Origin of the sequence: Pseudomonas sp. A1230 (assembly GCF_044218825.1) — a bacterium.
Taxonomy (GTDB): Bacteria; Pseudomonadota; Gammaproteobacteria; order Pseudomonadales; family Pseudomonadaceae; genus Aquipseudomonas; species Aquipseudomonas iridis.
On sequence record NZ_CP162582.1, the window covers coordinates 916495 to 938486 of the forward strand.

Annotated in this window: 25 protein-coding genes and 2 pseudogenes; 17 read left to right on the forward strand and 10 right to left on the reverse strand. The window is 58.0% G+C overall.

The window, feature by feature from the left end:
- Positions 1-134 precede the first annotated feature (134 nt).
- Positions 135-581, reverse strand: a complete 447-nt coding sequence (locus tag AB4P97_RS04310) for a MarR family winged helix-turn-helix transcriptional regulator (protein WP_042558437.1) — start codon at positions 579-581, stop codon at positions 135-137.
- 82 nt (positions 582-663) lie between these two features.
- On the opposite strand from AB4P97_RS04310, the gene AB4P97_RS04315 reads away from it, so the two are divergent.
- Positions 664-1830, forward strand: a complete 1167-nt coding sequence (locus AB4P97_RS04315) for a PLP-dependent aminotransferase family protein (protein WP_273878248.1) — start codon at positions 664-666, stop codon at positions 1828-1830.
- 166 nt (positions 1831-1996) lie between these two features.
- Here the strand turns inward: AB4P97_RS04315 and AB4P97_RS04320 are convergent, their stop codons facing one another.
- The 3 genes and pseudogenes from AB4P97_RS04320 to AB4P97_RS04330 all read right to left on the reverse strand — a co-directional run.
- The gene (locus AB4P97_RS04320) at positions 1997-2368 is read right to left on the reverse strand and encodes a glutathione S-transferase N-terminal domain-containing protein (RefSeq protein ID WP_115148227.1); all 372 of its coding nucleotides are present in this window, start codon (positions 2366-2368) and stop codon (positions 1997-1999) included.
- 103 nt (positions 2369-2471) lie between these two features.
- Positions 2472-3017 carry a GTP cyclohydrolase I FolE gene (gene folE / locus AB4P97_RS04325; protein ID WP_010456659.1) on the reverse strand — a complete coding sequence of 182 codons (546 nt, stop codon included), beginning with the start codon at positions 3015-3017 and terminating at the stop codon, positions 2472-2474.
- 22 nt (positions 3018-3039) lie between these two features.
- Positions 3040-3282 (reverse strand): annotated as a pseudogene (locus AB4P97_RS04330) (site-specific integrase); the annotation flags it as partial.
- Between the two features lie 115 nt (positions 3283-3397).
- On the opposite strand from AB4P97_RS04330, the pseudogene AB4P97_RS04335 reads away from it, so the two are divergent.
- The 3 genes and pseudogenes from AB4P97_RS04335 to AB4P97_RS04345 all read left to right on the forward strand — a co-directional run.
- A pseudogene (locus AB4P97_RS04335) lies at positions 3398-3524 on the forward strand (glycoside hydrolase family 19 protein); the annotation flags it as partial.
- 535 nt (positions 3525-4059) lie between these two features.
- A complete protein-coding gene (locus AB4P97_RS04340) occupies positions 4060-4743 on the forward strand; it encodes a bifunctional 2-polyprenyl-6-hydroxyphenol methylase/3-demethylubiquinol 3-O-methyltransferase UbiG (protein WP_115148209.1) in 684 nt (227 codons plus the stop codon).
- Between the two features lie 7 nt (positions 4744-4750).
- A complete protein-coding gene (locus AB4P97_RS04345; protein WP_273878247.1) occupies positions 4751-5800 on the forward strand; it encodes a hypothetical protein in 1050 nt (349 codons plus the stop codon).
- 524 nt (positions 5801-6324) lie between these two features.
- Here AB4P97_RS04345 and AB4P97_RS04350 read toward each other — a convergent pair.
- The 3 genes from AB4P97_RS04350 to AB4P97_RS04360 all read right to left on the reverse strand — a co-directional run bounded on the left by AB4P97_RS04350 (position 6325) and on the right by AB4P97_RS04360 (position 7998).
- Positions 6325-6882 (reverse strand): Smr/MutS family protein, encoded by a 558-nt coding sequence (locus tag AB4P97_RS04350; protein WP_042558443.1) that lies wholly within the window; start codon positions 6880-6882, stop codon positions 6325-6327.
- Positions 6883-6955: 73 nt separating this feature from the next.
- A complete protein-coding gene (locus AB4P97_RS04355) occupies positions 6956-7276 on the reverse strand; it encodes a hypothetical protein (RefSeq protein WP_042558444.1) in 321 nt (106 codons plus the stop codon).
- 131 nt (positions 7277-7407) lie between these two features.
- Positions 7408-7998 (reverse strand): cysteine hydrolase family protein, encoded by a 591-nt coding sequence (locus tag AB4P97_RS04360; protein WP_008080919.1) that lies wholly within the window; start codon positions 7996-7998, stop codon positions 7408-7410.
- Positions 7999-8237: 239 nt separating this feature from the next.
- On the opposite strand from AB4P97_RS04360, the gene prmB reads away from it, so the two are divergent.
- The gene (gene prmB, locus AB4P97_RS04365) at positions 8238-9146 is read left to right on the forward strand and encodes a 50S ribosomal protein L3 N(5)-glutamine methyltransferase (RefSeq protein ID WP_042558446.1); all 909 of its coding nucleotides are present in this window, start codon (positions 8238-8240) and stop codon (positions 9144-9146) included.
- Between the two features lie 115 nt (positions 9147-9261).
- Here the strand turns inward: prmB and AB4P97_RS04370 are convergent, their stop codons facing one another.
- Both AB4P97_RS04370 and AB4P97_RS04375 read right to left on the reverse strand, forming a co-directional pair.
- The gene (locus AB4P97_RS04370; RefSeq protein WP_042558447.1) at positions 9262-10053 is read right to left on the reverse strand and encodes a hypothetical protein; all 792 of its coding nucleotides are present in this window, start codon (positions 10051-10053) and stop codon (positions 9262-9264) included.
- Positions 10054-10183: 130 nt separating this feature from the next.
- Entirely contained in the window at positions 10184-11137 is a 954-nt protein-coding gene (locus AB4P97_RS04375; RefSeq protein ID WP_395602100.1) for an alpha/beta hydrolase, read from the reverse strand.
- Between the two features lie 130 nt (positions 11138-11267).
- Here AB4P97_RS04375 and aroC point away from each other — a divergent pair, with 130 nt between their 5' ends.
- From aroC to mtnC, 5 genes are all read left to right on the forward strand, one after another.
- Positions 11268-12359: a chorismate synthase gene (gene aroC, locus AB4P97_RS04380; protein WP_042558448.1), complete on the forward strand. Its 1092-nt coding sequence runs from the start codon at positions 11268-11270 to the stop codon at positions 12357-12359.
- Positions 12360-12393: 34 nt separating this feature from the next.
- Complete coding sequence (locus AB4P97_RS04385; RefSeq protein WP_395602101.1) at positions 12394-13539, forward strand: MFS transporter; 1146 nt, start codon at positions 12394-12396, stop codon at positions 13537-13539.
- Complete coding sequence (locus AB4P97_RS04390; protein WP_042558450.1) at positions 13536-14162, forward strand: methylthioribulose 1-phosphate dehydratase; 627 nt, start codon at positions 13536-13538, stop codon at positions 14160-14162. Before AB4P97_RS04385 ends, AB4P97_RS04390 begins: the two co-directional genes overlap by 4 nt.
- A gap of 94 nt (positions 14163-14256) precedes the next feature.
- The gene (locus AB4P97_RS04395; RefSeq protein WP_042558451.1) at positions 14257-14802 is read left to right on the forward strand and encodes an acireductone dioxygenase; all 546 of its coding nucleotides are present in this window, start codon (positions 14257-14259) and stop codon (positions 14800-14802) included.
- 4 nt (positions 14803-14806) lie between these two features.
- Entirely contained in the window at positions 14807-15490 is a 684-nt protein-coding gene (mtnC, locus tag AB4P97_RS04400) for an acireductone synthase (protein WP_115148205.1), read from the forward strand.
- Between the two features lie 95 nt (positions 15491-15585).
- Here mtnC and AB4P97_RS04405 read toward each other — a convergent pair whose 3' ends face one another.
- Complete coding sequence (locus AB4P97_RS04405) at positions 15586-15864, reverse strand: DUF3509 domain-containing protein (protein ID WP_042558453.1); 279 nt, start codon at positions 15862-15864, stop codon at positions 15586-15588.
- Between the two features lie 384 nt (positions 15865-16248).
- Between AB4P97_RS04405 and AB4P97_RS04410 the strand changes: the two genes are divergently transcribed.
- From AB4P97_RS04410 to AB4P97_RS04440, 7 genes are all read left to right on the forward strand, one after another.
- Positions 16249-18087 (forward strand): long-chain-acyl-CoA synthetase, encoded by a 1839-nt coding sequence (locus AB4P97_RS04410; protein ID WP_047300367.1) that lies wholly within the window; start codon positions 16249-16251, stop codon positions 18085-18087.
- Between the two features lie 96 nt (positions 18088-18183).
- The gene (locus AB4P97_RS04415) at positions 18184-18702 is read left to right on the forward strand and encodes an ankyrin repeat domain-containing protein (RefSeq protein ID WP_042558455.1); all 519 of its coding nucleotides are present in this window, start codon (positions 18184-18186) and stop codon (positions 18700-18702) included.
- A gap of 67 nt (positions 18703-18769) precedes the next feature.
- The gene (locus tag AB4P97_RS04420; RefSeq protein ID WP_047300368.1) at positions 18770-19300 is read left to right on the forward strand and encodes a hypothetical protein; all 531 of its coding nucleotides are present in this window, start codon (positions 18770-18772) and stop codon (positions 19298-19300) included.
- 71 nt (positions 19301-19371) lie between these two features.
- Positions 19372-19563, forward strand: coding sequence for a PLDc N-terminal domain-containing protein (locus AB4P97_RS04425; RefSeq protein WP_042558457.1), 192 nt, complete (start codon positions 19372-19374; stop codon positions 19561-19563).
- Between the two features lie 179 nt (positions 19564-19742).
- Positions 19743-20618, forward strand: a complete 876-nt coding sequence (gene speE, locus AB4P97_RS04430; protein WP_042558458.1) for a polyamine aminopropyltransferase — start codon at positions 19743-19745, stop codon at positions 20616-20618.
- A gap of 234 nt (positions 20619-20852) precedes the next feature.
- Entirely contained in the window at positions 20853-21086 is a 234-nt protein-coding gene (locus tag AB4P97_RS04435; protein WP_200610606.1) for a hypothetical protein, read from the forward strand.
- A gap of 210 nt (positions 21087-21296) precedes the next feature.
- Positions 21297-21644, forward strand: coding sequence for a ribonuclease E inhibitor RraB (locus tag AB4P97_RS04440; RefSeq protein WP_042558460.1), 348 nt, complete (start codon positions 21297-21299; stop codon positions 21642-21644).
- Positions 21645-21992: the final 348 nt, after the last annotated feature.

The following is a 21992-nucleotide window of genomic DNA, read 5'->3' on the forward strand; positions in this document are numbered from 1 at the left end:
CGTCGATAGGGATATATCGACTTTTTCGACCTCATCGCAGGCAAGTCAGCTCCCGCGATGATCGGGGTTTACACAAATGTGCAAACGACTCGAACCCTGTGGGAGCTGGCTTGCCAGCGATGAGGCCAGGACAGTCAATCAAAAGCCGCCCGACTGTCCCCCAACGCCAGATTCACCGCCAACCAGCCATTCACCGCAGCCTCCCCAGCCTCGGCAAACACCCGCTCCAGCAACTTCACCTGCTCTCGCCGTAACGCCTGTTCAAACTTCGCGCCTTCGGCGGTCAACGCCAGCAGGCGCTTACGCTTATCCGTCTCTGATGCGACGCTGTCCACCAGATGCATTTCCTGCAACTGGCGCAACGGCATGTTCAGCGCCTGCTTGCTCACGCCCAGCAAGGCCAGCAGTTCCTTGACGCTCAAATTCGGGTAGCGGGCGATGAAAAACACAATGCGCTGATGCACCCGTGACAAGCCTCGGCGCTCGAGCATTTCGTCAGCCTTGGCGGTGAACGCCTGATAACCGAAGAAAAACGCTTCCATGGCCTGCTGCTGACTGCTGGGGTTTTTAAGGTCAAGCATGTTGACGTACTCGCTCAAGCTGTCGTAGTTTCAGTCAACAAGTTTGACTCATTTTTCACACGCCTTGCTACCGGTGACCTCCATGGCTTTTTCCGAACGTGTCTCGCGCCTTAAAAGTTCTCTGATCCGTGAAATCCTCGCCGCAGCCCAGCGCCCGGAAGTGATGTCGTTCGCCGGCGGCCTGCCGGCAGAAGCGATGTTGCCGAAAGTCGAATGGGCCGACATGCCCCTGTCGCTCGGTCAGTACGGTATGAGCGAGGGCGAGCCAGCATTGCGTGAAGCCTTGGCGGCAGAGGCGAGGGCGTTGGGATTGGCCTGCGACGCAAGTCAGGTGCTGGTGGTCAGCGGCTCTCAGCAAACGCTGGATCTGGCGGCAAAGCTGTACATCGACAAAGGCACCGAGATTCTGCTGGAGGCGCCGACTTACCTGGCGGCATTGCAGATCTTCCAGCTGTTCGGCGCTGATTGCCTGACTGTGCAGCAGGAGGCCGACGGTCCGAACCTTGCGCAACTGCGCACTCGCCTGGAACAGCATCGTCCGGCGTTCATCTACCTGATCCCGACGTTCCAGAACCCGTCTGCCGTGCGCTACAGCGAAGCCAAACGCGCAGCGGTCGCCGCTTTGCTCGACGAATTCGGCGTGACCCTGATCGAAGACGAGCCTTACCGCGAACTGACGTTCGACGGCGGCAGCGCCAAGCCGATCGCCGCACGCCTGAAGACCTCCAGCTGGATTTACACCGGCACCGTGTCGAAAACGCTCCTGCCGGGTTTGCGCGTGGGCTACCTGATCGCCAGCCCCGACCTGTTCCCGCATCTGCTCAAGCTCAAGCAATCAGCGGACCTGCACACCAATCGCATCGGCCAGTGGCAGGCGTTGCAGTGGATCGGCAGCGAGAAATATCAGCAGCATTTAAGTGAGTTGCGTGGCTTCTACCGTGAGCGTCGCGATGGCTTTCAAGCGGCGCTGCAAAGGCACTTTGCCGATCTGGCCGACTGGGATGTGCCCCAGGGTGGGCTGTTTTTCTGGCTGACGTTGAAACAACCGCTGGACACGCGCACGTTGCTCAACCAAGCGTTAGCCAATGACGTGGCGTTTATGCCGGGCGAGCCGTTCTTCCCGGAGCCGGACAATCATCATGGGCATTTGCGTTTGAATTTCAGCCACATCGATCCGGCGCGACTGGATGAAGGGCTGAAGCGATTGGCGGCGGTGGTGCGCCAGGCGCAGATAGAAAAAGCGGCCTGAAAAACAAATAAACCGGCTCGAGGGCCGGTTTATTTTTGTCTGAAGTTTGCGGTGTCTTAACTTGCCCCATCGCTGGCAAGCCAGCTCCCACAGTGATATGTGGCGTTCACAGAACCTGTGGGAGCTGGCTTGCCAGCGATGAGGCCATCAGCGACACCAAAATCCATCAGACCGCTGCAAACCGCTTGTCCAGATAATCAATAATCACCTTGGACTCATACATCCAGGTCGTCTGCCCATTCTCTTCAATGCGCAGGCACGGCACTTTGATCCGGCCGCCCTGTTCCAGCAGCGTCTGGCGATCCTGCTCGTTGTTCTTCGCATCCTTCAACGCCACCGGCACGTTCAAACGACGCAGGGTGCGACGGGTTTTTACACAGAACGGGCAGGCGTGGAATTGGTACAGGGTCAGGTCTTTGGCAGCCGCATCGACTTGCGCCTGAGCAGCGGCAGGGCGCTGTTTCTTGCCCGGACGGGTGATGAAGTCGACGAAAATAACCAGTTGGCCGAGGCCGACACGAAGCGCTTTGACGAACACGTTGAAAGCCTCACGGTGCACTTAGAGAAAGGCGCGCAGCTTACCCGATTTTTCACGGCCGAAAAAAAACCGGCGATCAACGCCGGTTTTTTTGTGTGACGAGTTACTTGATCAGGCTGAGGAATTCGCTGCGAGTCGCTGCGTTTTCACGGAACTCACCGAGCATCACCGAAGTGATCATCGACGAATTCTGTTTCTCGACACCGCGCATCATCATGCACATGTGCTTGGCCTCGATCACCACTGCAACGCCTAGGGCGCCTGTGACTTGCTGCACCGCGTCGGCGATCTGGCGGCTGAGGTTTTCCTGAATCTGCAGGCGACGGGCGTACATGTCGACAATGCGCGCAACCTTCGACAGGCCCAGCACTTTGCCGCTCGGGATATACGCGACGTGAGCCTTGCCGATAAACGGCAGCAAGTGATGTTCGCACAGCGAGTACAACTCGATGTCCTTGACCAGCACCATTTCGCTGTTGTCGGAGCTGAAGAGAGCACCGTTGGTGACCTCTTCAAGCGTCTGTTCGTAACCGCGGCAGAGGTACTGCATGGCTTTGGCGGCACGCTTTGGCGTGTCGAGCAGGCCCTCGCGGGAGACGTCTTCGCCCAATTGGCCGAGAATCGCGGTGTAGTTCTGTTCCAGTGTCACAGGGGCTGATTCCATAAGGGTTTCAGAGGGGTACTGTTTCTGCCTGTACCAATTTTGTACCAATCAAGCTGTTTTCGAGCTTCCCGAGCTCACCCCAGTCGGTGCTGGAGTTTATCCATCGGGCGTAGGTCGATAGCAACATCTGAACGCTATGACCGAGCTGAATGGCAATGAACGCAGGGATCATACCCGCCATAAGGCACATGGTAGCGTAAGTGTGTCGGCAGTTGTATTGCCCGCTGACGCGAATGTCTAATTCGGTCAGTCCGGCCTGGAGGCTGTAGGGCGCGCTGATTTGCTCGCCGAGCGCTCGATCAATGCCTAGTGCTTCAAGGTCGGCCTTGACTCACCCGATTGGGATCGCCTTCTTCAATCCAAAAATCAACAAATACGACACCGGGAATGTTGCCGCGAAGCTGGGCAACACCTCGAAGGCGGATAGTGATAGCCAGCTATCGCGGGCGTGGTCTGATCCAGGTCACTGGGCATGACACCAGACATCAATGCGAAATTGTGAATGCTGATAACAACGCCGCCTGCGTATCCCCAAGGCAACGATTTGATCCGATGAAAAAAAACGGCTTTCGAGCGCACGGTCAGAACCCTCGAGCAGGCTCTGGATGACGTGATGGTTAACTAATCCCTCATCTTGCCTACGGCTCATACCGAACCAAGGGGCAAAGGGAACGGGGCTAAAGGGGCTGAGGGGAGGGCAGACGGCGGGATGGCTCGCGCTTCGCGGCGAACTGAACGCGCCTCAAGAAATCACTCAATTGACCGATACGATTACGGAGTCTTGGTGGACGAGCCGCAAGATGTATTACTCGCGAGAAGCCGAACAAGATGATCTGTAGGCCCGATCGCCATCGAATCGAGCCTGGTATCGGCGGACCTCTTTCTTTTTGACCTTGCGCCCTGGCTACTGCACCTGCGCGGCAGGCACCTGACAACAGTTTTATGACGAGCTGATACCCCAGGGTGTTCAAGTACTAATCATTTATTCATGGTGTCTGGAGTCTGGGCACTGGGTGCCGAGGTGTTTATGGGATTGCTTGATAGAGATTTTAATTTGAACAGTGGTGAGCGACTCACCGCGCTGCATGTAGATGCACTCCCACCCGATGCTATCGCTCGCTATGAGTTCGCATGCGAGGTCCTCGCCGATTTGCCGGGACCGCTCATTGGTGCCGATATTTTTTGCGGCAATGGTTATGGCACCCACCTGCTGGCGCAATCGTTGCCGTGCTTCATACACGGTATCGACGGCTCGGCAGAGTCAATTGACTTGGCCAATCGCAATTACGTTGACGTGAATACGCTGTTCAGCCAGAAGTTTTTCCCGTTTTCGCTTCCGGCCAACCATTTTGATTTCATCGTGTCGATCGAGTCCATTGAACACGTTGAGCAAGGTGAAGCATTCTTTGGGCTGTTGGTCCACGCATTAAAACCGGGTGGCCGATTGATTATCTCTGCGCCCAACTCGCAGGTTGTCGACCTGACCAAAAACCCTTACGCATGGCACTACAAGCATTACACGGTGGAAGAGTTTCTGAGCCTGGGCGAGCGGCATGGATTGAAGTTGATGACATGGTTGGGCGCCGACTGCACGTTGGTCAACCCGAGTGGGAAGGTGGTCGCGGGCAATTATTTCAGCCCGCATAGCGGCGCTTTGGTCGCAGGCCGTATTGGCGATACACAAACCTTTTACTTTCAAAAACCACAGTGAGCCCGGCATGACTGTTCGTAAAAAACTCTACTTTATCGGTTGGGATTACGCTACGCCGCGTTCGGTGCCTTTCAAACGCGCTCTGCAAGATCGGAACTTCCCTTGGGAACCGGTGGCACTGGTACATGACAAGGTACTGATGGATGCCGTTGATGACATCAAGTTGATGACCACTGAAGACTTTCTGGCGCAATGCATCCCGGGACAGACGACGGCCATGTTGTTTTCCCATGATGAGCAGCAACGCAGTCTTTGGCAGCGCCGCGGGCGAGACTATGGCATTCAATGGGTCGACCAGGGCGAGTTGCTGATGGACTACGCCGCTACATTGAGCCAAAGCGGACAATCCCGGGATCTGGGACCGATGATCCTGCCGCAGGCGTTCGACCCGAAAGCCTGTGACGCGCTCAGGGCTTATCGCGGACTTTGGCCGGACGCGCTGTCCAACCAGACCTTTGAGGCGTATTTAAGTTTTCTCGATACCGGGTTGACCACACGTCTGTCCGAAGCCATGCAGCCACTTTGCGAGCATCCGTTTTATCAGACTGCCGCTCAAAGGCACTCCATGCAGCCCTGCGAGAACGAAGCAACGCAGGCGTGGGAAATCGCACCCAAGCGCACGGCCTTCCTTGAGCAAGTGGTATTGCAGACTTCGGGTAATCACGTCAAATACGCGTTCTCTGCCATGAATGCCGTTAGCGCCAGCGGTGGGGCGGCCCAACTGAAATTGCTGCTACAGGGCCTGGGTATTACGCCTGCTGCTTCAACCGTGCAAATCGAAAATGGGGAACTGGTCCAGGCAGGCATCGATGGGTTCGACTTGCCGGACACGGCGGCACCACGTAAATGGCTGCATCTTCAGGTCGATGATCCCGCGTCGATACTGCAAGCGCTGGGTCGCCAGACTCGCGAATTGCTGGCGCATGTGCGAGTGGGTCTGCGCCCGACTCAACTGCTTCAATTGTTGGAGCATCACCCCATCGAGACGATGACATTGGTCTGCGACAGGCCCGGTCCGCTGGGATTGCAGGTGACGATCCATACAAGAAAAGTCTGAGTTAGCCACTCTACGACGTCTGGCCGGCATCTTCATATCGGATTGCAAGTTGATCTGGTTTGAAGCTCTGCTGGCCAGTACCAGTGGGCAAATCTATCGCCCTTTGAAGATTTTCGTTGCGACTGGGAACGGAACTCCTCCGTCTGGATGGCAGCGCACACAGCAGTAGGGCGCCTGGTCAGTCGGCTTTCGGCCACTGCGCCCCTGCCAGGAAGCCGCTTACTGTCAAACCATCATTCAACAATGAAAAAAGCCCCGCATCGTTTTAAGCGATACGGGGCTTTTTCGATATATTTGGGACAGTGATCCCTTACCAATTTCTGTAGCAATAACCGTGTATTAGCATGGAATCCAGAGTTTTCTTCGGTGCTAAGCCTCTGATTTCATTGACCCTGAGACCCTGTTTAAAACCCTAAACATCGCGGTGTAAATCTGTTCCAGGGACATGAAACTACCTGTGGGGATTTTCGCAAAGAGCAAGGGTGCGGTGGCGGACACGCCCCTGCAAGTTCGGTGTAACGCGATTATTCGTCGCGGCCTTCCATCATGGTGCGTTTGAGCATCACGTAAACCGCGCCGGCGCCGCCATGTTTGGCCTGGCACGAGCAGAAACCCAGCACTTGCGCGTGCTGGCGCAACCAGGTGTTGACGTGGCTTTTGATCATCGGCCGCTTGCCGTCCAGCCGCACAGCCTTGCCGTGGGTGACGCGCACGCAGCGAATTTCGAATTTGGTCGCTTCGGCGAGAAACGCCCATAGCGTTTCCCGGGCCTTTTCCACGTTCATGCCGTGCAGGTCGAGGCTGCCTTCGAACGGGATCTGCCCGACCTTGAGCTTACGCATCTGACTTTCCTGAACCCCGTCCCGGGACCACATCAACTCGTCTTCCGGACCTACATCGATCACGAACTGATCCGACAGACCGTCAACGGTCGCCTGGTCGGTGCGCACGGTGGCCGATTGGCGCAGCTTGGCGATCTGTGCGCGGTCAGTCTTGGGTTTGCCGGTGTCGGCGCGATCGTGCTTGATCGGCTTGACGCCGCGCAGCTCGTTTTTGAACAGGGAAAAATCGTCGTCTTGCATGTCAGCCTCCGCGAAGGGCGGCCAGTTTACCCAAGTCGAAACAAAACGGCCCGGCAAAAAGCCAGGCCGTCGATCAGTCGTGTTTTTTCATCAGGTGCGGGGACATGTTCAGTTCCCTCGATTGCCGTGCGCGACGGCGGCAGCGACGCCACAGGGCGACACCGAAATACAGAAACAGCAAACCGACCGCCAGAATGATCGCCGAGCCCATGGGCGTTGCGTTCAAGTCACCGAGCGCCGGCGGGCGTCCCAGCAGGCTGGCAGCACCGGCCATCGCCAGCAGCACGCCAAACGTCGCCAGAATGGCGGCGAACGCTGCACCAAAACGAAAACGCCAGTTGCTTTGGCCTTTGGGCCGCAAGCGGCGTGCGTCAAATCCATCGGATAACTTCATTCCGACCTTCCTCAATGGGTATCGGCCCTTCGACCGGGAGTTGACCGGGTTGTTCCGGAGGCTATGGCATTTGCGGCAAATGAGAGGCTTTTGCGGATGAGCGGCGGCATGAGCCGCTCATCAAGCGGCGATCAGATCAGGTCTTGAGTCAAGGCGAGGGTGGCGAAGTTGTCGGCCATGATCGCCATTTCCGCCTCCTGCACGCGTTCGGCGCTCAGTACACGGCCCTTGAAGGGCAAGTCACGGGTGGCGCAGGCATCTTCAACCAGGGTGCAGCGGAAACCCAGGTTCTTCGCTGCACGCACGGTGGTACTGACGCTGGAATGGCTCATGAAGCCGCAAACGATCAGATCCAGCGAGCCAAGGTTTTGCAGGCGATCGAGCAATTCGGTGCCGTGAAATGCGCTCGGCAGCAGTTTGCCGATGATGGTTTCGTCACCCTGCGGCTCGAGGCCGGGGATGAATTCGCCACGTTCGCCTTGCGGGTCGAACAGGCCACCGACGGTGCCGAGGTGACGCACATGCACGATAGGCCGACCGGCGGCACGGGCGGCGGCGACCACTTGTTTGATGTTTGCGACGGCCGCGTCCATGCCGCTCAGGGCCAACGGGCCACTGAGATATTCTTTCTGGGCATCGATGATGACCACGGTCGCATGGCTCAGTGTGGCCGCTGCGTAACCGCGACCGCTGAGTTGAAACATCGTTTTTGGAACGGACATTCTGGGGCTCCTTGGGGTGGGGCTTTTGCGGCATTGTCCTCTGGCTGAGCGGTTCTGTGAATCGCTACCATCGTAGGCACCGTCGTTATTGGCCTGCAGCCTTGTCAAGTTACACGTTCTGTTCAATAGCTGATAAGAAAAACAGAACAGTCCTACGGTCGGCCCGGTGTTTTTCCTGCGTCGTCGCGAGGCGTTTTGGCTGGTAGAATCCCCAGTCGTTTTTTCTGGAGTTCTGCCCCGTGATCACTTCCCGACTTCGTACCCTGCGCGACCATATCCGTTGGGCCGTCAGCCGCTTCCATGGGGAGGATCTGTTTTTCGGCCATGGCACCGACAACGCGTGGGATGAAGCCCGCCAGTTGGTGTTGGGCGCTCTGCACCTGCCGTGGGAGATCGCCGACAGCTATCTGGACTGTGCGCTGGAAGACGATGAACTGGTTAATCTGCAACGCATGCTCAAACGCCGCATCGAAGAGCGCATTCCAACCGCATACCTGTTGGGTGAAGCGTGGTTCTGCGGCATGTCCTTCATTGTCGATGAGCGTGTGTTGATTCCGCGTTCGCCGATTGGCGAGCTGATCGAAAACCGTTTTGCGCCGTGGTTCGGCGACGAGCCGGCGCGAATTCTTGACCTGTGCACCGGCTCCGGTTGCATCGGTATCGCTTGCGCTTACGAGTTCCAGAACGCTGAAGTCGTGCTGGCGGATCTGTCGTTTGAAGCGCTAGAGGTGGCCAATCAGAATATCGAGCGTCACGGCGTCGATGAGCGTGTGTACACGGTGCAGGGCGATGGCTTTGATGGATTGCCGGGTCAGCGTTTCGACCTGATCGTGTCGAACCCGCCTTACGTGGATGCCGAAGATTTCGCCGACATGCCGGACGAATATCAACACGAACCGGAGTTGGGCCTGGCCTGCGGTGATGACGGTCTGAACCTGGTACGACGGATGCTCGCCGAAGCGGCGGATCATTTGACCGAGAAGGGTTTGCTGATTGTTGAAGTCGGCAATAGCCAGGTGCACGTTGAGGCGCTGTACCCGGAAGTCGATTTTGCCTGGCTGGAATTCGCGCGCGGCGGGCATGGCGTGTTCATGCTGACCGCGGAGCAGTGCCGCGATCATCAGGCGCTGTTCGCATCCCGCGTTTAACCCGCTAAAAGCTTCGTCGGAACGCCGTCCGGAGCAGGCTCGCTCCCACCTTTGGAATGCATTTTCCTGTGGGAGCGAGCCTGCTCGCGAAAGGCCGCACTGCGGTATCAAGCCATCAGCGGTGTGTCGCAATCCAGATCAACAACCCCGCCTGAAACACCGCAAACGCCACCAGGCAAGTAATGGTGAACCGCAGCCCGGCGTCTTCGCGCTTGAACTTGCTGACCTTGTCTTCCTGCTTTTTGAGCTTCACTTCCTGCTCGGCCAGATTCTGCTCAGCCTGCTGAAGCATCTGCGCCGCTTCAAGAATTTCGACGACTTGCAGCTTTTCGCTGTTCCAGTCACCGAGCAAGTCTGCGACCTGCACCTCCTTGACGCTGCCCTTCAAATGCTGCGCATCGGCGTACGCCACGTCAAAACCATGCACGCGCAGGAAATGATCGCGACGCAGGCGAGTGTCCTCGTTCAACGCGTCCTTGTTGTTCAAGTCCATGCCGTCGACGGTGTAGGTGGGCCAGCGTTTTTTCGCCCAGTTGATGCCTTGCGCAGCGACGAAACGGCCGATGCCACGGTTCAACGGTTCGATCTGCAAGCCGCTGTCCGGGCCAAAATGCACACGCTTGGTGGTGTGATTGACCCATACGTCGAGGTGATTCTGTTCTTTGCGCACGCGCTGGCCAGGCAGTTTGATCGCCATGCGCATCAGGCTTTGCTCTTTGCTGTTGCGCTCGGCGTAACCGAATTCGACAAAGCGCAGCGGCCGGCCACCGGTGTGGCGATCAGTCTGTAGCGGGGCCAGGCGGAGCATCTTGTGGTGCTCGGCGTGGACATCCGCCCACGGCAGCTCGACCGCTGGCGGTACGTCTTTTTCAGCGGTGGTGTCGGGTGAAGTCTGCGTATCTGTCATAACGGCGAGATCCTGTCCAAGCCCTGCTTGCCCCAGCGATTGCGCTGGCGACAAAGGCTTATCGGCCGTTTTCTTCAGGACTGGAGGGGTATCAGGCTGGAAAACTGCCTGAAACGCCCCCAGTTGAGGCTTAACGGGCGCGAAGTCCGTCAATAAAGTCGATGATTTGCGAACCGAGTTCTGCCGCCAGTGGCAAATTCGGGTCCTTGTAGGAGGCCAGTTGCCGCTTCATGTCGTTGTGCACGATGCGCAAGACATGGTTCATGCCTTCGATCACCACCAGTTTGGCGTCCGGTTTGGCAGCCTTGAGCAATTTCGCGTCTTCGGTACCGACCTGCATGTCATTGCTGCCCTGGACAATCAGCGCCGGCATTGGCAATTGCGCGAACGCTTTCGCGGGATCCTGACGGAACAGCGAAATCAGATACGGCTGCACGCTCGGACGGAATATCACTTGCAGCTGCGCCGGTACGTTGTCATCGACGTGACCGGCCTTGAGGCTGTCGAGCAGTTCATTGCTGCGCAGCATCAGGGGCGGCGGCAGGCTGCGGGCCAGTTGCTCACGAATTACCTGATCGACCGGGCGGGCACTGCCGGACAAGGAAATCACCGCTGCCGCGTCTACCTTTGGCGCAGCGAGGGTGGCGATCAGCGCGCCTTCACTGTGACCGAGCAGTATCAGTTGACCGAAACGCGGATCCGCCTTGAGCTTTTGTCCCCACGCCACCGCGTCGGCCGCGTAGGCCTCGACTGACAGATTGCGCTCATCCGGGGTCGCGGCCAGGCTCGCGGCCACGCCGCGCTTGTCGTAACGCACGCTGGCGATGTTGTGTTTGGCCAGCACCCATGCCAGCCGTTTGAGACTGTCGTTGCGCCCGCCGTCGGGGTTGTTTCCGTCACGATCCGTAGGACCTGAGCCAGAAATGATCAGGACAACCGGTACAGGCTTGTCGGATTTTGGCAGCAACAGCGAGCCGAAAAGTTCGCCGCTGCCGGTGTCCAGAGACATCGGGCGCTGTAGGACAGTCGCCTGGGCAAAGCCAGTAAATAGGGTAAGACTCAAGATCAGAACTCGCAGCATCATCACGCCATCATTCGCCAAGATGCCGGTTGGACTCGCCAGCACCACTAAGGTTCGAGGATGAACTACTCGGTTAGCCTGCGTATACTGGCGCGCATCACGAATTTGGGTTTGATTTCACGGAGCGTCCTGCATGTCCGGCAATACCTACGGCAAGTTGTTCTCTGTCACCACCGCTGGCGAAAGCCATGGTCCGGCGTTGGTCGCCATTGTCGACGGCTGCCCGCCGGGCCTGGAGATTTCTGTCGAAGACTTGCAGCGCGACCTTGATCGCCGCAAGCCCGGCACCAGCCGCCACACCACCCAGCGCCAAGAGCCCGACGAAGTCGAAATCCTTTCCGGCGTGTTCGAGGGGCGCACCACCGGTTGCTCGATTGGCCTGCTGATCCGCAACACTGACCAGAAGTCCAAGGACTACTCGGCGATCAAGGATCTGTTCCGCCCGGCCCACGCCGACTACACCTACCACCACAAATACGGCGAGCGCGACTACCGTGGCGGTGGCCGCAGCTCGGCACGCGAGACCGCGATGCGTGTGGCGGCGGGGGCGATTGCGAAGAAATTCCTCGCCACTCAGGGCATCGTCATTCGTGGCTACATGAGCCAGCTCGGCCCGATCGAAATCCCGTTCAAGACCTGGGATTCGGTTGAGGAGAACGCTTTCTTCAGCCCCGACCCGGACAAAGTCCCCGAGCTGGAAGCCTACATGGACCAGCTGCGCCGTGATCAGGACTCGGTCGGAGCGAAAATCACCGTGGTCGCTGAAGGTGTGATGCCGGGTCTGGGCGAGCCGATTTTCGATCGTCTCGACGCCGAACTGGCCCACGCGCTGATGAGCATCAATGCGGTCAAAGGCGTGGAAATCGGCGCCGGTTTTGCCTGCGTTGCCCAGCGCGGCACCGAGCATCGTGATGAAATGACACCGCTAGGTTTCCTCAGCAACAACGCTGGCGGCATCCTTGGCGGTATCTCGTCCGGTCAGCCGATCGTTGCGCATCTGGCGTTGAAGCCAACGTCGAGCATCACCACCCCGGGCCGTTCGATTGATGTCGATGGCAACCCGGTCGATGTCATCACCAAGGGCCGTCACGACCCGTGCGTGGGAATCCGCGCCACACCGATTGCCGAGGCGATGATGGCCATCGTGCTGATGGATCACCTGTTGCGTCACCGTGGGCAGAACGCCGATGTGCGCGTGAGCACGCCGGTGCTGCGTCAGCTTTGATGGCAGATATCAAAGCCGCTGCGGCTTGACGGGCGTGGCGGCGCTTCCTTACTGGCGGCTGTCCAGTTTTTATCTGTTCTATTTCGCCTTGCTCGGTTCGACGGCGCCGTTTCTGGCGCTGTACTTCGATCACCTCGGATTCAGCGCCGCGCGCATCGGCGAACTGGTGGCAATCCCGATGTTGATGCGCTGTATGGCGCCGAACATCTGGGGCTGGCTGGGCGACTACACCGGCAAACGCCTGGCCATCGTACGTTTCGGCGCGGTGTGCACGTTGCTCACGTTCTCGTTGATTTTCGTCAGCAAGAGCTACGCCTGGTTGGCGATGGTCATGGCGCTGCATGCGTTCTTCTGGCACGCGGTGTTGCCGCAGTTCGAAGTCATTACGCTGGCGCATCTGCAGGGCCAGACTTCGCGTTACAGCCAGATCCGCCTGTGGGGCTCGATTGGTTTCATCATCACTGTGGTCGCTTTGGGGCGCCTGTTCGAATGGCTCAGCCTCGACATCTACCCAGCGGCGCTGGTGTTGATCATGGCCGGCATTGTCGTCAGCAGCTTGTGGGTGCCGAACGCGCAACCGGCGCTGGGCAACCGACCGGGCGGGGAGGGCTTTCTCAAGCAATTGCGCAGCCCCGGTGTGTTGGCGTTTTACGGCTGCGTGGCGCTGATGCAAATGAGCCACGGCCCGTATTACACGTTTTTGACTTTGCACCTGGAAAAACTCGGTTACACACGAGGCGTGATCGGCATGCTCTGGGCGGTCGGTGTGGTCGCCGAAGTGCTGATGTTCATGGCCATGAGCCGGATTCTGGCGCGGTTCTCAGTACGCCGGGTGCTGCTGGCCAGTTTTCTGCTGGCGGCCCTGCGCTGGTTGCTGCTAGGTTCGTTCGCCGAGTTTCTCTGGGTGCTGCTGTTCGCACAGATTCTCCATGCGGCGACTTTCGGCAGTTTTCACGCCGCTGCCATCCAGTTCGTGCAACGTAGCTTCGGTGCGCGCCAACAGGGGCAGGGCCAGGCGCTGTATGCGGCACTGGCCGGCACCGGCGGCGCGCTGGGCGCGTTGTATTCCGGCTACAGCTGGAATGCCCTCGGCGCGACATTGACCTTTAGTATTGCCAGTCTCGCGGCGCTTGCTGCTGCCGTTATCATTGCCACACGTATGCAAGAGGACAGGCCATGAGCCTTACGCGTGAACAACTCGCCCAGCAAATCGTCGACGCCGGGCGTTTCCTTTATGGTCGCGGCTGGTCGCCGGCCACCAGCAGCAATTATTCGACGCGCCTGTCGGCCAGCGAAGCGTTGTTGACCGTGTCCGGCAAGCACAAGGGCCAGTTGGGTGTGGACGATGTGCTCGCCACCGACCTTGCCGGTAACAGCCTGGAACCGGGCAAAAAGCCGTCCGCCGAAACTCTGCTGCACACCCAGCTCTACAGTTGGCGCCCGGAGATCGGTGCGGTGCTGCACACTCACTCGGTCAATGCCACGGTGCTGTCGCGGCTGACGCCGCAAGACTTTATCGAGTTCGAAGACTACGAACTGCAAAAAGCCTTCAGCGGCATCTCGACCCATGAATCCCGGGTGCGCGTGCCGATTTTCGACAACGACCAGGATATTGCGCGGCTCGCCGCCAAGGTGCAGCCTTGGCTCGACGCCCATCCCGATTGCGTCGGTTATCTGATTCGCGGTCACGGCCTCTACACCTGGGGCGCGCAGATGAACGACGCGTTGCGCCAGATCGAAGCCTTTGAATTCCTGTTTGAATGCGAGTTGAAAACCCGCAGCGTCATGAACCGCCAGGGCTGACTTCACCCGAAGTCGCCCATTTGCCTGATGAAATGCTGTGCCCGACCGGTCTGCAAGAACCGGACGGCAAGGCCGATACCGAGGAATTGCCCCAATGAGCAGCCTGTCCGTCTATCACGTTTCCAGCCCTGACATTCCGAACAAGGTGCTGACCCATTTCGAAGACATCGCCTCGACTCTGGCCGAGCAAGGTGTGCGCTTCGACCGCTGGCAAGCCACCGCGAAGATCCAGCCCGGCGCCACGCAGGAAGAGGTGATCAGCGCTTACCAGGAGCAGATCGACAAACTGATGACCGAGCGCGGTTACGTCACCGTCGACGTCATCAGCCTTAACAGCGACCACCCGCAAAAAGCCGAACTGCGCGCCAAGTTCCTCGAAGAACACCGCCACGGCGAAGACGAAGTCAGATTTTTCGTCGCCGGTCGTGGGCTGTTTACCCTGCACATCGACGATTACGTGTACGCCGTACTCTGCGAGAAGAACGATCTGATCTCCGTTCCGGCTGGCACCAAGCACTGGTTCGACATGGGTGAGCATCCGCACTTTGTCGCGATCCGTCTGTTTAACAACCCGGACGGCTGGGTTGCCAATTTCACCGGCGAAGACATCGCCGGCCGATTCCCGCGTCTGGAGGACTGAGCCCATGTCGATCAAAGTCATCCTCACCGACATCGAAGGCACCACCAGCGCCGTCAGTTTCGTCTTCGACGTACTGTTTCCTTACGCGGCCAGACACCTGCCGGATTTCGTACGCCAGAACGCTGAGCGTGCCGATGTCGCAGAGCAGCTCGACGCCGTACGCCGTGACAGCAACGAGCCGCAGGCCGACGTTGAACGGGTTGTTGAAATCCTTTTGAGCTGGATTGCCGAAGACCGTAAAGCCACGCCGCTTAAAGCGTTGCAAGGCATGGTCTGGGAGCAGGGTTATCAGGCCGGGCAGTTGAAGGGGCATGTTTATCCGGATGCTGTTGAAGCACTTCAACGCTGGCACGCGGCGGGTTATCAACTGTTTGTGTACTCGTCGGGCTCGATCCAGGCACAGAAGCTGATCTTCGGCTGCTCGGAAGCTGGGGATCTGACGCCGCTGTTCAGCGGCTATTTCGACACCACGTCGGGACCAAAACGAGAGGCGCAGTCTTACACGAACATTCAACAGGCGATCGCGGTTGAACCTGCGCAGATCCTGTTTCTGTCGGACATCGTCGAAGAGCTCGATGCCGCTCAGTCAGCGGGCCTGAAAACCTGCGGTCTGGCCCGCGATGGCGGAGAACTGGCGGGCCACGTTACCGTCGACAGCTTCACCGGCATCGAACCGGAAGCGTTCTAACTTTTACGCAAAACCCTGCATAGATCCGGGCACAAAAAAACAGGCCGTGAAGCGAAAGCTCCACGGCCTGTTTTGTTTAACGAGTTCTTAAGCGTTTACAGCGAGTGATACGTAGGCAGGGCAAAGCGCTGCTGGCTCTGCAGCATCGCAATTTGCGGCAACTCGCTGGCCTGTTCGGCCAGGTCACGGCGAATCGCACTGATTGCCCAAGACAGTTGGTCGCCGGCATGCAGTTGCTGATACGACAGTGCACGTTTGAACACTTTGCCGTCGGCACTACGCAGGGTCAGCAAAATCCCGCCATCGGGACGCGGCGAGGTGGTGACGTCGAAGTTGGAGAACAGGGAGGTAAATTTTTCTTGAATCAGGCTCATGTTTTTCAGCTCCGTATGCACTTGAATGGCAAGCATGCATAGGAGGTTGCAGTGATTGTGCCAGCACCGGATAAAAATAAAATCGTTATAAATCAATAGCTTAAAAATAAGATGATTTTGAGATGTCGTGCAAACTGCATGAATGGCCATCGTGCATCCTGCATTTTGCGGGATCATTGAGCAATTAACGGAACCAATCGGGCTTTTCTGAATCATCGACATCGCCGCCGCCCGGGCGGATACAAAACATTGCAAAAACCGCGTGTACAGCCTGAGAAGCGCTGACGTACTTTCAGTCTCGACCCTCGCTCGAATGCGACGGTTGCATTAGCCCGACAATAAAAAAACATCGGCCACCACGCCAAGGTCGAACGGGGAGCTTCCATGAGTCACGCGCCAAGCGACACGATTACCTGGGGCATGATGCTCCGCAAGCTGCCGATGATTGCCAAGGCCATTCCCCGAGTGGTCAAGGGCATGAAGGTCGCCAACGTCACGGATCCGACCCAAAGCTGTGGCCTTGGCTGGACGTTCGAACAAGCGACTCTGCGCAACCCCGATGGCCCGGCGCTATTGCAGGGCGAGGTTTCGTTGAGCTATTCGCAGGTCAACCAGTGGGCCAATCGCATCGCCCACTATCTGAGCGAGCAGGGCATCGGCAAGGGCGATGTGGTCGCGGTTTTTATCGAGAATCGCCCGGAGTTGCTGGTGACGATTCTGGCACTGGCCAAGCTCGGTGCCGTCAGCGCGCTGCTCAATACTTCGCTGACCCGTGACACGCTGATTCACAGCGTGAATCTGGTCGCGCCGGTGGCGATTGTGGTCGGCGAAGAACTGCTGCCGGCGTTCGCTGCGGTGCGCGATCAGGTCTCGATTGCGCCGCAACGCAGCTGGTTTGTTGCCGATCAGGACACCTGCAACCATCCGGGCATTGCGCCCGAAGGCTACGTCAACCTGATCAGCGCCAGTGTCGATGCCTCCAGTGAAAATCCGCCAAGCAGCCAACAGGTATTTTTCGACGACCCGTGTTTCTACATCTACACCTCCGGCACCACCGGCCTGCCCAAGGCCGGGGTGTTCAAGCATGGTCGCTGGATGCGCAGTTCGACCAGCTTCGGCATGATCGCGCTGAACATGCGCCCCGACGATGTCGTCTACTGCACCTTGCCGCTGTACCACGCCACGGGCCTGTGTGTGTGCTGGGGCTCGGCGATCAACGGCGCATCGGGTTTTGCGATACGCCGTAAATTCAGCGCCAGTCAGTTTTGGAGCGACGTGCGCCGCTATCGCGCGACCACCATTGGTTACGTCGGTGAGTTGTGCCGCTATCTGGTCGATCAACCGGCCAGCGCCGACGACAACCGTCACGGCGTGCGCAAGATGATCGGCAACGGCTTGCGCCCCGGCGCATGGGCCGAGTTCAAGACACGCTTTGCCGTCGAGCACATCTGCGAGCTGTATGCGGCGAGCGACGGCAATATCGGTTTCACCAATATTCTCAACTTCGACAACACCATCGGTTTTTCGCTGATGGCCTGGGAACTGGTGGCTTACGACCATGACAGCGGCCAGCCGGTGCGCAGTGCTGACGGTTTCATGCGCAAGGTCGGCAAGGGCGAGCAGGGCTTGTTGTTGGCGCGGATCGACGAAAAGGCGCCACTGGACGGTTATACCGATCCACAGAAGACCGCCAAGGTTGTGCTGCACGATGTGTTTAGCAAAGGCGATCGTTTTTTCAACACCGGCGACCTGCTGCGCAACATCGGTTTCGGTCATGCCCAGTTTGTTGATCGCCTGGGCGACACCTACCGCTGGAAGGGCGAAAACGTCTCGACCACAGAAGTCGAAAACCTGCTGCTGCAACATCCGCAGATTTGCGAAGCTGTGGCGTATGGCGTGGAAATCCACAACACCAACGGCCGCGCCGGAATGGCGGCGATTACCCCGGCTGAATCCTTGGCGACACTGGATTTCGCCGAATTGCTGGCATTCGCACGGCAACGCCTGCCGGCCTATGCGGTGCCGTTGTTTTTGCGGGTGAAGGTGAAAATGGAAACCACCGGCACGTTCAAATATCAGAAAACGCGCCTGAAAAACGAAGGCTTCGACCCAGGCCAGACAGGCGACGATCCGATTTTCGCCTGGCTACCCGGCACGCAAACCTACGTGCAGGTTACCGATGAAGTGTTGGCTGAAATCCATCAGGGCAAATACCGTTATTGATTCTGGCTATGGGCAATTTTCAGAAAAAGGGGGTGACAGCTATCGTCGGGCTCGGGAAACTGTCGACTTTCCGATAGACCGAAGTGGAGTTGCCCCATGTCCGACCAAAGCCGCCAGATGACCCCTGAGGAAGCTGCCGAATTCACCGAGCAGGTTTTCAACAAGGCGCGCGACGGTGATGCACTGATGCTCGATCGACTGGTCAGCGCCGGTTTGCCGGTGAACCTGAAAAACAGCAAGGGCGATACCTTGCTGATGCTTGCCAGCTATTACGGCCATGTCGATGCCGTGCAGGTGCTGCTTAAACACAAGGCTGATCCCGAGTTGCGCAATGCCAACGGCCAGAGCCCGATTGCCGGTGCGGCGTTCAAGGGCGATCTTGCGGTGGTCAAGGCACTGGTTGAAGCGGGCGCTGAAATCGAAGGCTCGTCCTTTGATGGCCGGACTGCACTGATGATGGCGGCGATGTTCAACCGTGTTGAAATCGTTGACTACCTGATCAGCAAGGGCGCCGACCCGAAAGCCAAGGATGCCAATGGCGTTACTGCGCTCGACGCTGCCCGGACCATGGGTGCAGTGGATACCACGGCGCAGCTGGAAAAATTGCTGGGCTGACGATCTTTTACTTTGTGCGCTATCCTCCGCGCCCTCAAAAACCATCTTCGCCACAGGATCCGCCCTCATGAAAGCCGCGCTCGTCGAACTCATCAGCAAAATCAGCTCCGGCTGCATGGGCGAGGACGAGATCCTGAAGGTGGCCGACGAAGCCGCGCAGGCCTACGCCGATGCCGACGCTTTTCTGGCTGCCAACCCGGACATCAACTACGACGACACTTTCCCGATCACACTGGGTGAGTGGGTTGTGGTCGGCAGCCTGCCGGAGACCGTGTTGTTCCAGGCTGACACCTACGTCGACCTGTTCGCTCAGATCGTCGCCTCGTTCGGCCCGACCGTGGACTTCAACCTCAAGCCCAAGCAACTGGCCAAAACCGAAGCGCTGACCGCCCTTAATCGCATTCAGGTGCAGATGAGCAGCCTGAACAAGGAAAACGGCGGTTACACGCTGATGAACTTCAGCCAGTTGCTCGACGATGAGCTGCAAATGGTGCTGGTCTACGGCAACGACGTGCCGCGAGTCCTCGAGTTGTGTGCACAAATTGGCATCGCCGCTGCGCCTTCGCTGGAAGCCTTGAAGGTCGCCGTTCACGTTTGAGCACAATAAAAGGGAACCCTGCACGCGACCGTCTATCCTAAAAGTGCATGCCACTATTCTGGAGCGACACCATGGGTTCCACGTTCAACGGTCTGATTGGCCTGATCATTCTTGCCCTCGATATCTGGGCCATCATCAATGTGCTGAAAAGCGGCGTCTCCACCGGGATGAAAATCGTCTGGGTGCTGCTGATCATCCTCCTGCCAGTGCTGGGCCTGATCATCTGGGCAATCGCCGGGCCACGGGGCAACGTCCGGATCTGACCGCTACATTCGAAACCATCCCGAACCCTGTGGGAGCTGGCAAGCCAGCTCCCACAGGGTTCTTTGGTTTGCAGATAAAGTGAGGTTCGACCTGTCATCTTCGGCAACGTAGAATGCGCGCCTTTCCCGGGCAATCGTCTCCACGATCCACGCCCGCGCATTCATCGGAGCACTTGACCATGACCGTCACCAAAACCAGCGAATACCTGGAAACCCTGTACGAAGGCTACGGCCAGCGTTTTCGCATGGAAAAACTGCTGCACGAAGTGCGCACCGAACACCAGCACCTGGTGATCTTCCAGAACCCGCGCATGGGCCGTGTCATGGCGCTTGACGGTGTGATCCAGACCACCGAAGCCGACGAATTCATCTACCACGAAATGCTCACCCACGTACCGATCCTCGCCCACGGCGCCGCCAAGCGCGTGCTGATCATCGGTGGTGGTGACGGTGGCATGCTGCGCGAAGTGACCAAGCACGCTGGCGTCGAGCACATCACCATGGTCGAGATCGACGGCACCGTGGTCGAGATGTGCAAAGAGTTTCTGCCGGAGCACTCCAAGGGTGCTTACGACGATCCTCGGCTGAACCTGGTGATCGATGACGGCATGCGCTTCGTCGCCACTACCACCGAAAAATTCGACGTGATCATTTCCGACTCCACCGACCCGATCGGCCCGGGCGAAGTGCTGTTCTCGGAAAACTTCTACCAGGCCTGCCACCGTTGCCTGAACGAAGGCGGCATCCTCGTGACCCAGAACGGCACGCCGTTCATGCAGATCGAAGAAGTCAAAACCACTGCCGGTCGCCTGCGCAGCCTGTTCCCGGACTGGCATTTCTATCAAGCGGCGGTGCCGACCTACATCGGCGGTTCGATGACCTTCGCCTGGGGCTCGACCAACACGTCGTACCGCAAGCTGAGCCGCGAAACCCTGCAACAGCGCTTCATCGGCAGCGGCATCGTCACCCGCTACTACAACCCGGAAATCCACATTGGCGCGTTTGCAATGCCTCAATACGTATTGCAGGCGATCAACAAGCCAAGCAACGACTAATAGAACACGGCAAAACCCCTGTGGGAGCGAGCCTGCTCGCGAAAGCGCACTGTCAGCCAACACTTTTGCTGGATGGACAATCGCCTTCGCGAGCCGGCTCGCTCCCACAACAGCTTATCTGCACCGTCAATGATGTTTTTTTATGGTCGCGCGCTGCATCCTTTTGAACGATCAATCACGCCGAAAGTCGAGATAGAGGTAAGCCCATTCGCGGGTTTGATCGAGGAGGCTCCGATGCAAAAGTGGAAAGTCACTTTCGTGGATGATCATGGTGAATCAGTCGACGAAGTCTTCGAGTGCGAGGAATGCCCGAATCACGAGCACGCCGCCAAGCTCATCAAGGAACGGTTCCTGCCCGTCGCCGCCAAACTGGATCTCAACGATCTGGAGGGGCGTACGCCCGATGCGGCCGTCAAAAGCCTCAAAACCCAGAACGGTATAGAAATCATCAGCATCACACCCGTCTGAAAATTTCCTGTCACTTCAATCACCAGGCCTTGGCAGCGGCTCTATCTTGGGGCTACTCTGCAAGCGAGATCAGCGAACGGATCGCTAAGGTCTGGTCTTGTCAGCTACATGCTTGTTTCCCGCAGCAACCACGTTGCAGTAGTGCTTTGGCCTGTCAGGCCCGGGGCGGGAATACGGAAAGTCTATCCATCTATCCGAGGGGGACGATTCATGAGCACAGCCTATCAAGAAGACATCAGCAGCAATGTTCTGCGCCGCATGAAAGAAGGCGGTTTCGATTTTTCCCGATTCCATCCCATCGAGTTCTACGCGATTTTCCCGGACGAGGAGCGGGCGCGCAGGGCAGCAGGAAAATTTCGCGGTGAATCCATCAATGCCCAGGTCAGCGCGCGCGACGACGGTGCGTGGTCTCTGGAGTTAAGCAAAGTGATGTACGCAACCTATGACGATATTGGCGATTTCGAGCAGGGCTTTTCTGCCGTGGTCGAGCCATTGGGCGGCATCATCGAGGGCTGGGGCGTGAAGCAGGAGGTGCGCAGTCGCTACCGTCTGAACTGATCTCTTGCCTGAACGTAAGCAACGGCTGGCCTTTGGGTCGGCCGTTGTTGTTTTTGAAAATCAAAAGATCGCAGCCTTCGGCAGCTCCTGCAACCCATCACCTGTAGGAGCTGCCGAAGGCTGCGATCTTTTGCTTTTGCTTTCAAAACGTTTCAAACAGGCAAAAAAAAGCCACCGGAGAGGGTGGCTAAAGGGAAGACCGATAAGGAGAGGAAACCGGTCAGGGTTAAGGCTTTGCGGGCTGCGTTGGCAGTGCGGATCAGTGGGGCTGAAGACTTCTGCGTAGAAGTTTGTTCAGCGAATGCGCGGATTATCCGTAGCTGACGCCGAGCAGTGAAATCAACTCTG

Coding starts and splice junctions, on each gene's coding strand:
- AB4P97_RS04350 (WP_042558443.1), bottom strand. CDS start 6,882: ATGCAAGACGACGATTTTTCCCTGTTCAAAAACGAGCTGCGCGGCGTC.
- AB4P97_RS04340 (WP_115148209.1), top strand. CDS start 4,060: ATGGGATTGCTTGATAGAGATTTTAATTTGAACAGTGGTGAGCGACTC.
- AB4P97_RS04395 (WP_042558451.1), top strand. CDS start 14,257: ATGAGCAGCCTGTCCGTCTATCACGTTTCCAGCCCTGACATTCCGAAC.
- AB4P97_RS04390 (WP_042558450.1), top strand. CDS start 13,536: ATGAGCCTTACGCGTGAACAACTCGCCCAGCAAATCGTCGACGCCGGG.
- AB4P97_RS04375 (WP_395602100.1), bottom strand. CDS start 11,137: ATGATGCTGCGAGTTCTGATCTTGAGTCTTACCCTATTTACTGGCTTT.
- AB4P97_RS04360 (WP_008080919.1), bottom strand. CDS start 7,998: ATGTCCGTTCCAAAAACGATGTTTCAACTCAGCGGTCGCGGTTACGCA.
- mtnC (WP_115148205.1), top strand. CDS start 14,807: ATGTCGATCAAAGTCATCCTCACCGACATCGAAGGCACCACCAGCGCC.
- AB4P97_RS04405 (WP_042558453.1), bottom strand. CDS start 15,864: ATGAGCCTGATTCAAGAAAAATTTACCTCCCTGTTCTCCAACTTCGAC.
- speE (WP_042558458.1), top strand. CDS start 19,743: ATGACCGTCACCAAAACCAGCGAATACCTGGAAACCCTGTACGAAGGC.
- AB4P97_RS04310 (WP_042558437.1), bottom strand. CDS start 581: ATGCTTGACCTTAAAAACCCCAGCAGTCAGCAGCAGGCCATGGAAGCG.
- AB4P97_RS04440 (WP_042558460.1), top strand. CDS start 21,297: ATGAGCACAGCCTATCAAGAAGACATCAGCAGCAATGTTCTGCGCCGC.
- AB4P97_RS04410 (WP_047300367.1), top strand. CDS start 16,249: ATGAGTCACGCGCCAAGCGACACGATTACCTGGGGCATGATGCTCCGC.
- aroC (WP_042558448.1), top strand. CDS start 11,268: ATGTCCGGCAATACCTACGGCAAGTTGTTCTCTGTCACCACCGCTGGC.
- AB4P97_RS04435 (WP_200610606.1), top strand. CDS start 20,853: ATGCAAAAGTGGAAAGTCACTTTCGTGGATGATCATGGTGAATCAGTC.
- AB4P97_RS04425 (WP_042558457.1), top strand. CDS start 19,372: ATGGGTTCCACGTTCAACGGTCTGATTGGCCTGATCATTCTTGCCCTC.
- AB4P97_RS04420 (WP_047300368.1), top strand. CDS start 18,770: ATGAAAGCCGCGCTCGTCGAACTCATCAGCAAAATCAGCTCCGGCTGC.
- AB4P97_RS04415 (WP_042558455.1), top strand. CDS start 18,184: ATGTCCGACCAAAGCCGCCAGATGACCCCTGAGGAAGCTGCCGAATTC.
- AB4P97_RS04345 (WP_273878247.1), top strand. CDS start 4,751: ATGACTGTTCGTAAAAAACTCTACTTTATCGGTTGGGATTACGCTACG.
- AB4P97_RS04315 (WP_273878248.1), top strand. CDS start 664: ATGGCTTTTTCCGAACGTGTCTCGCGCCTTAAAAGTTCTCTGATCCGT.
- AB4P97_RS04370 (WP_042558447.1), bottom strand. CDS start 10,053: ATGACAGATACGCAGACTTCACCCGACACCACCGCTGAAAAAGACGTA.
- AB4P97_RS04355 (WP_042558444.1), bottom strand. CDS start 7,276: ATGAAGTTATCCGATGGATTTGACGCACGCCGCTTGCGGCCCAAAGGC.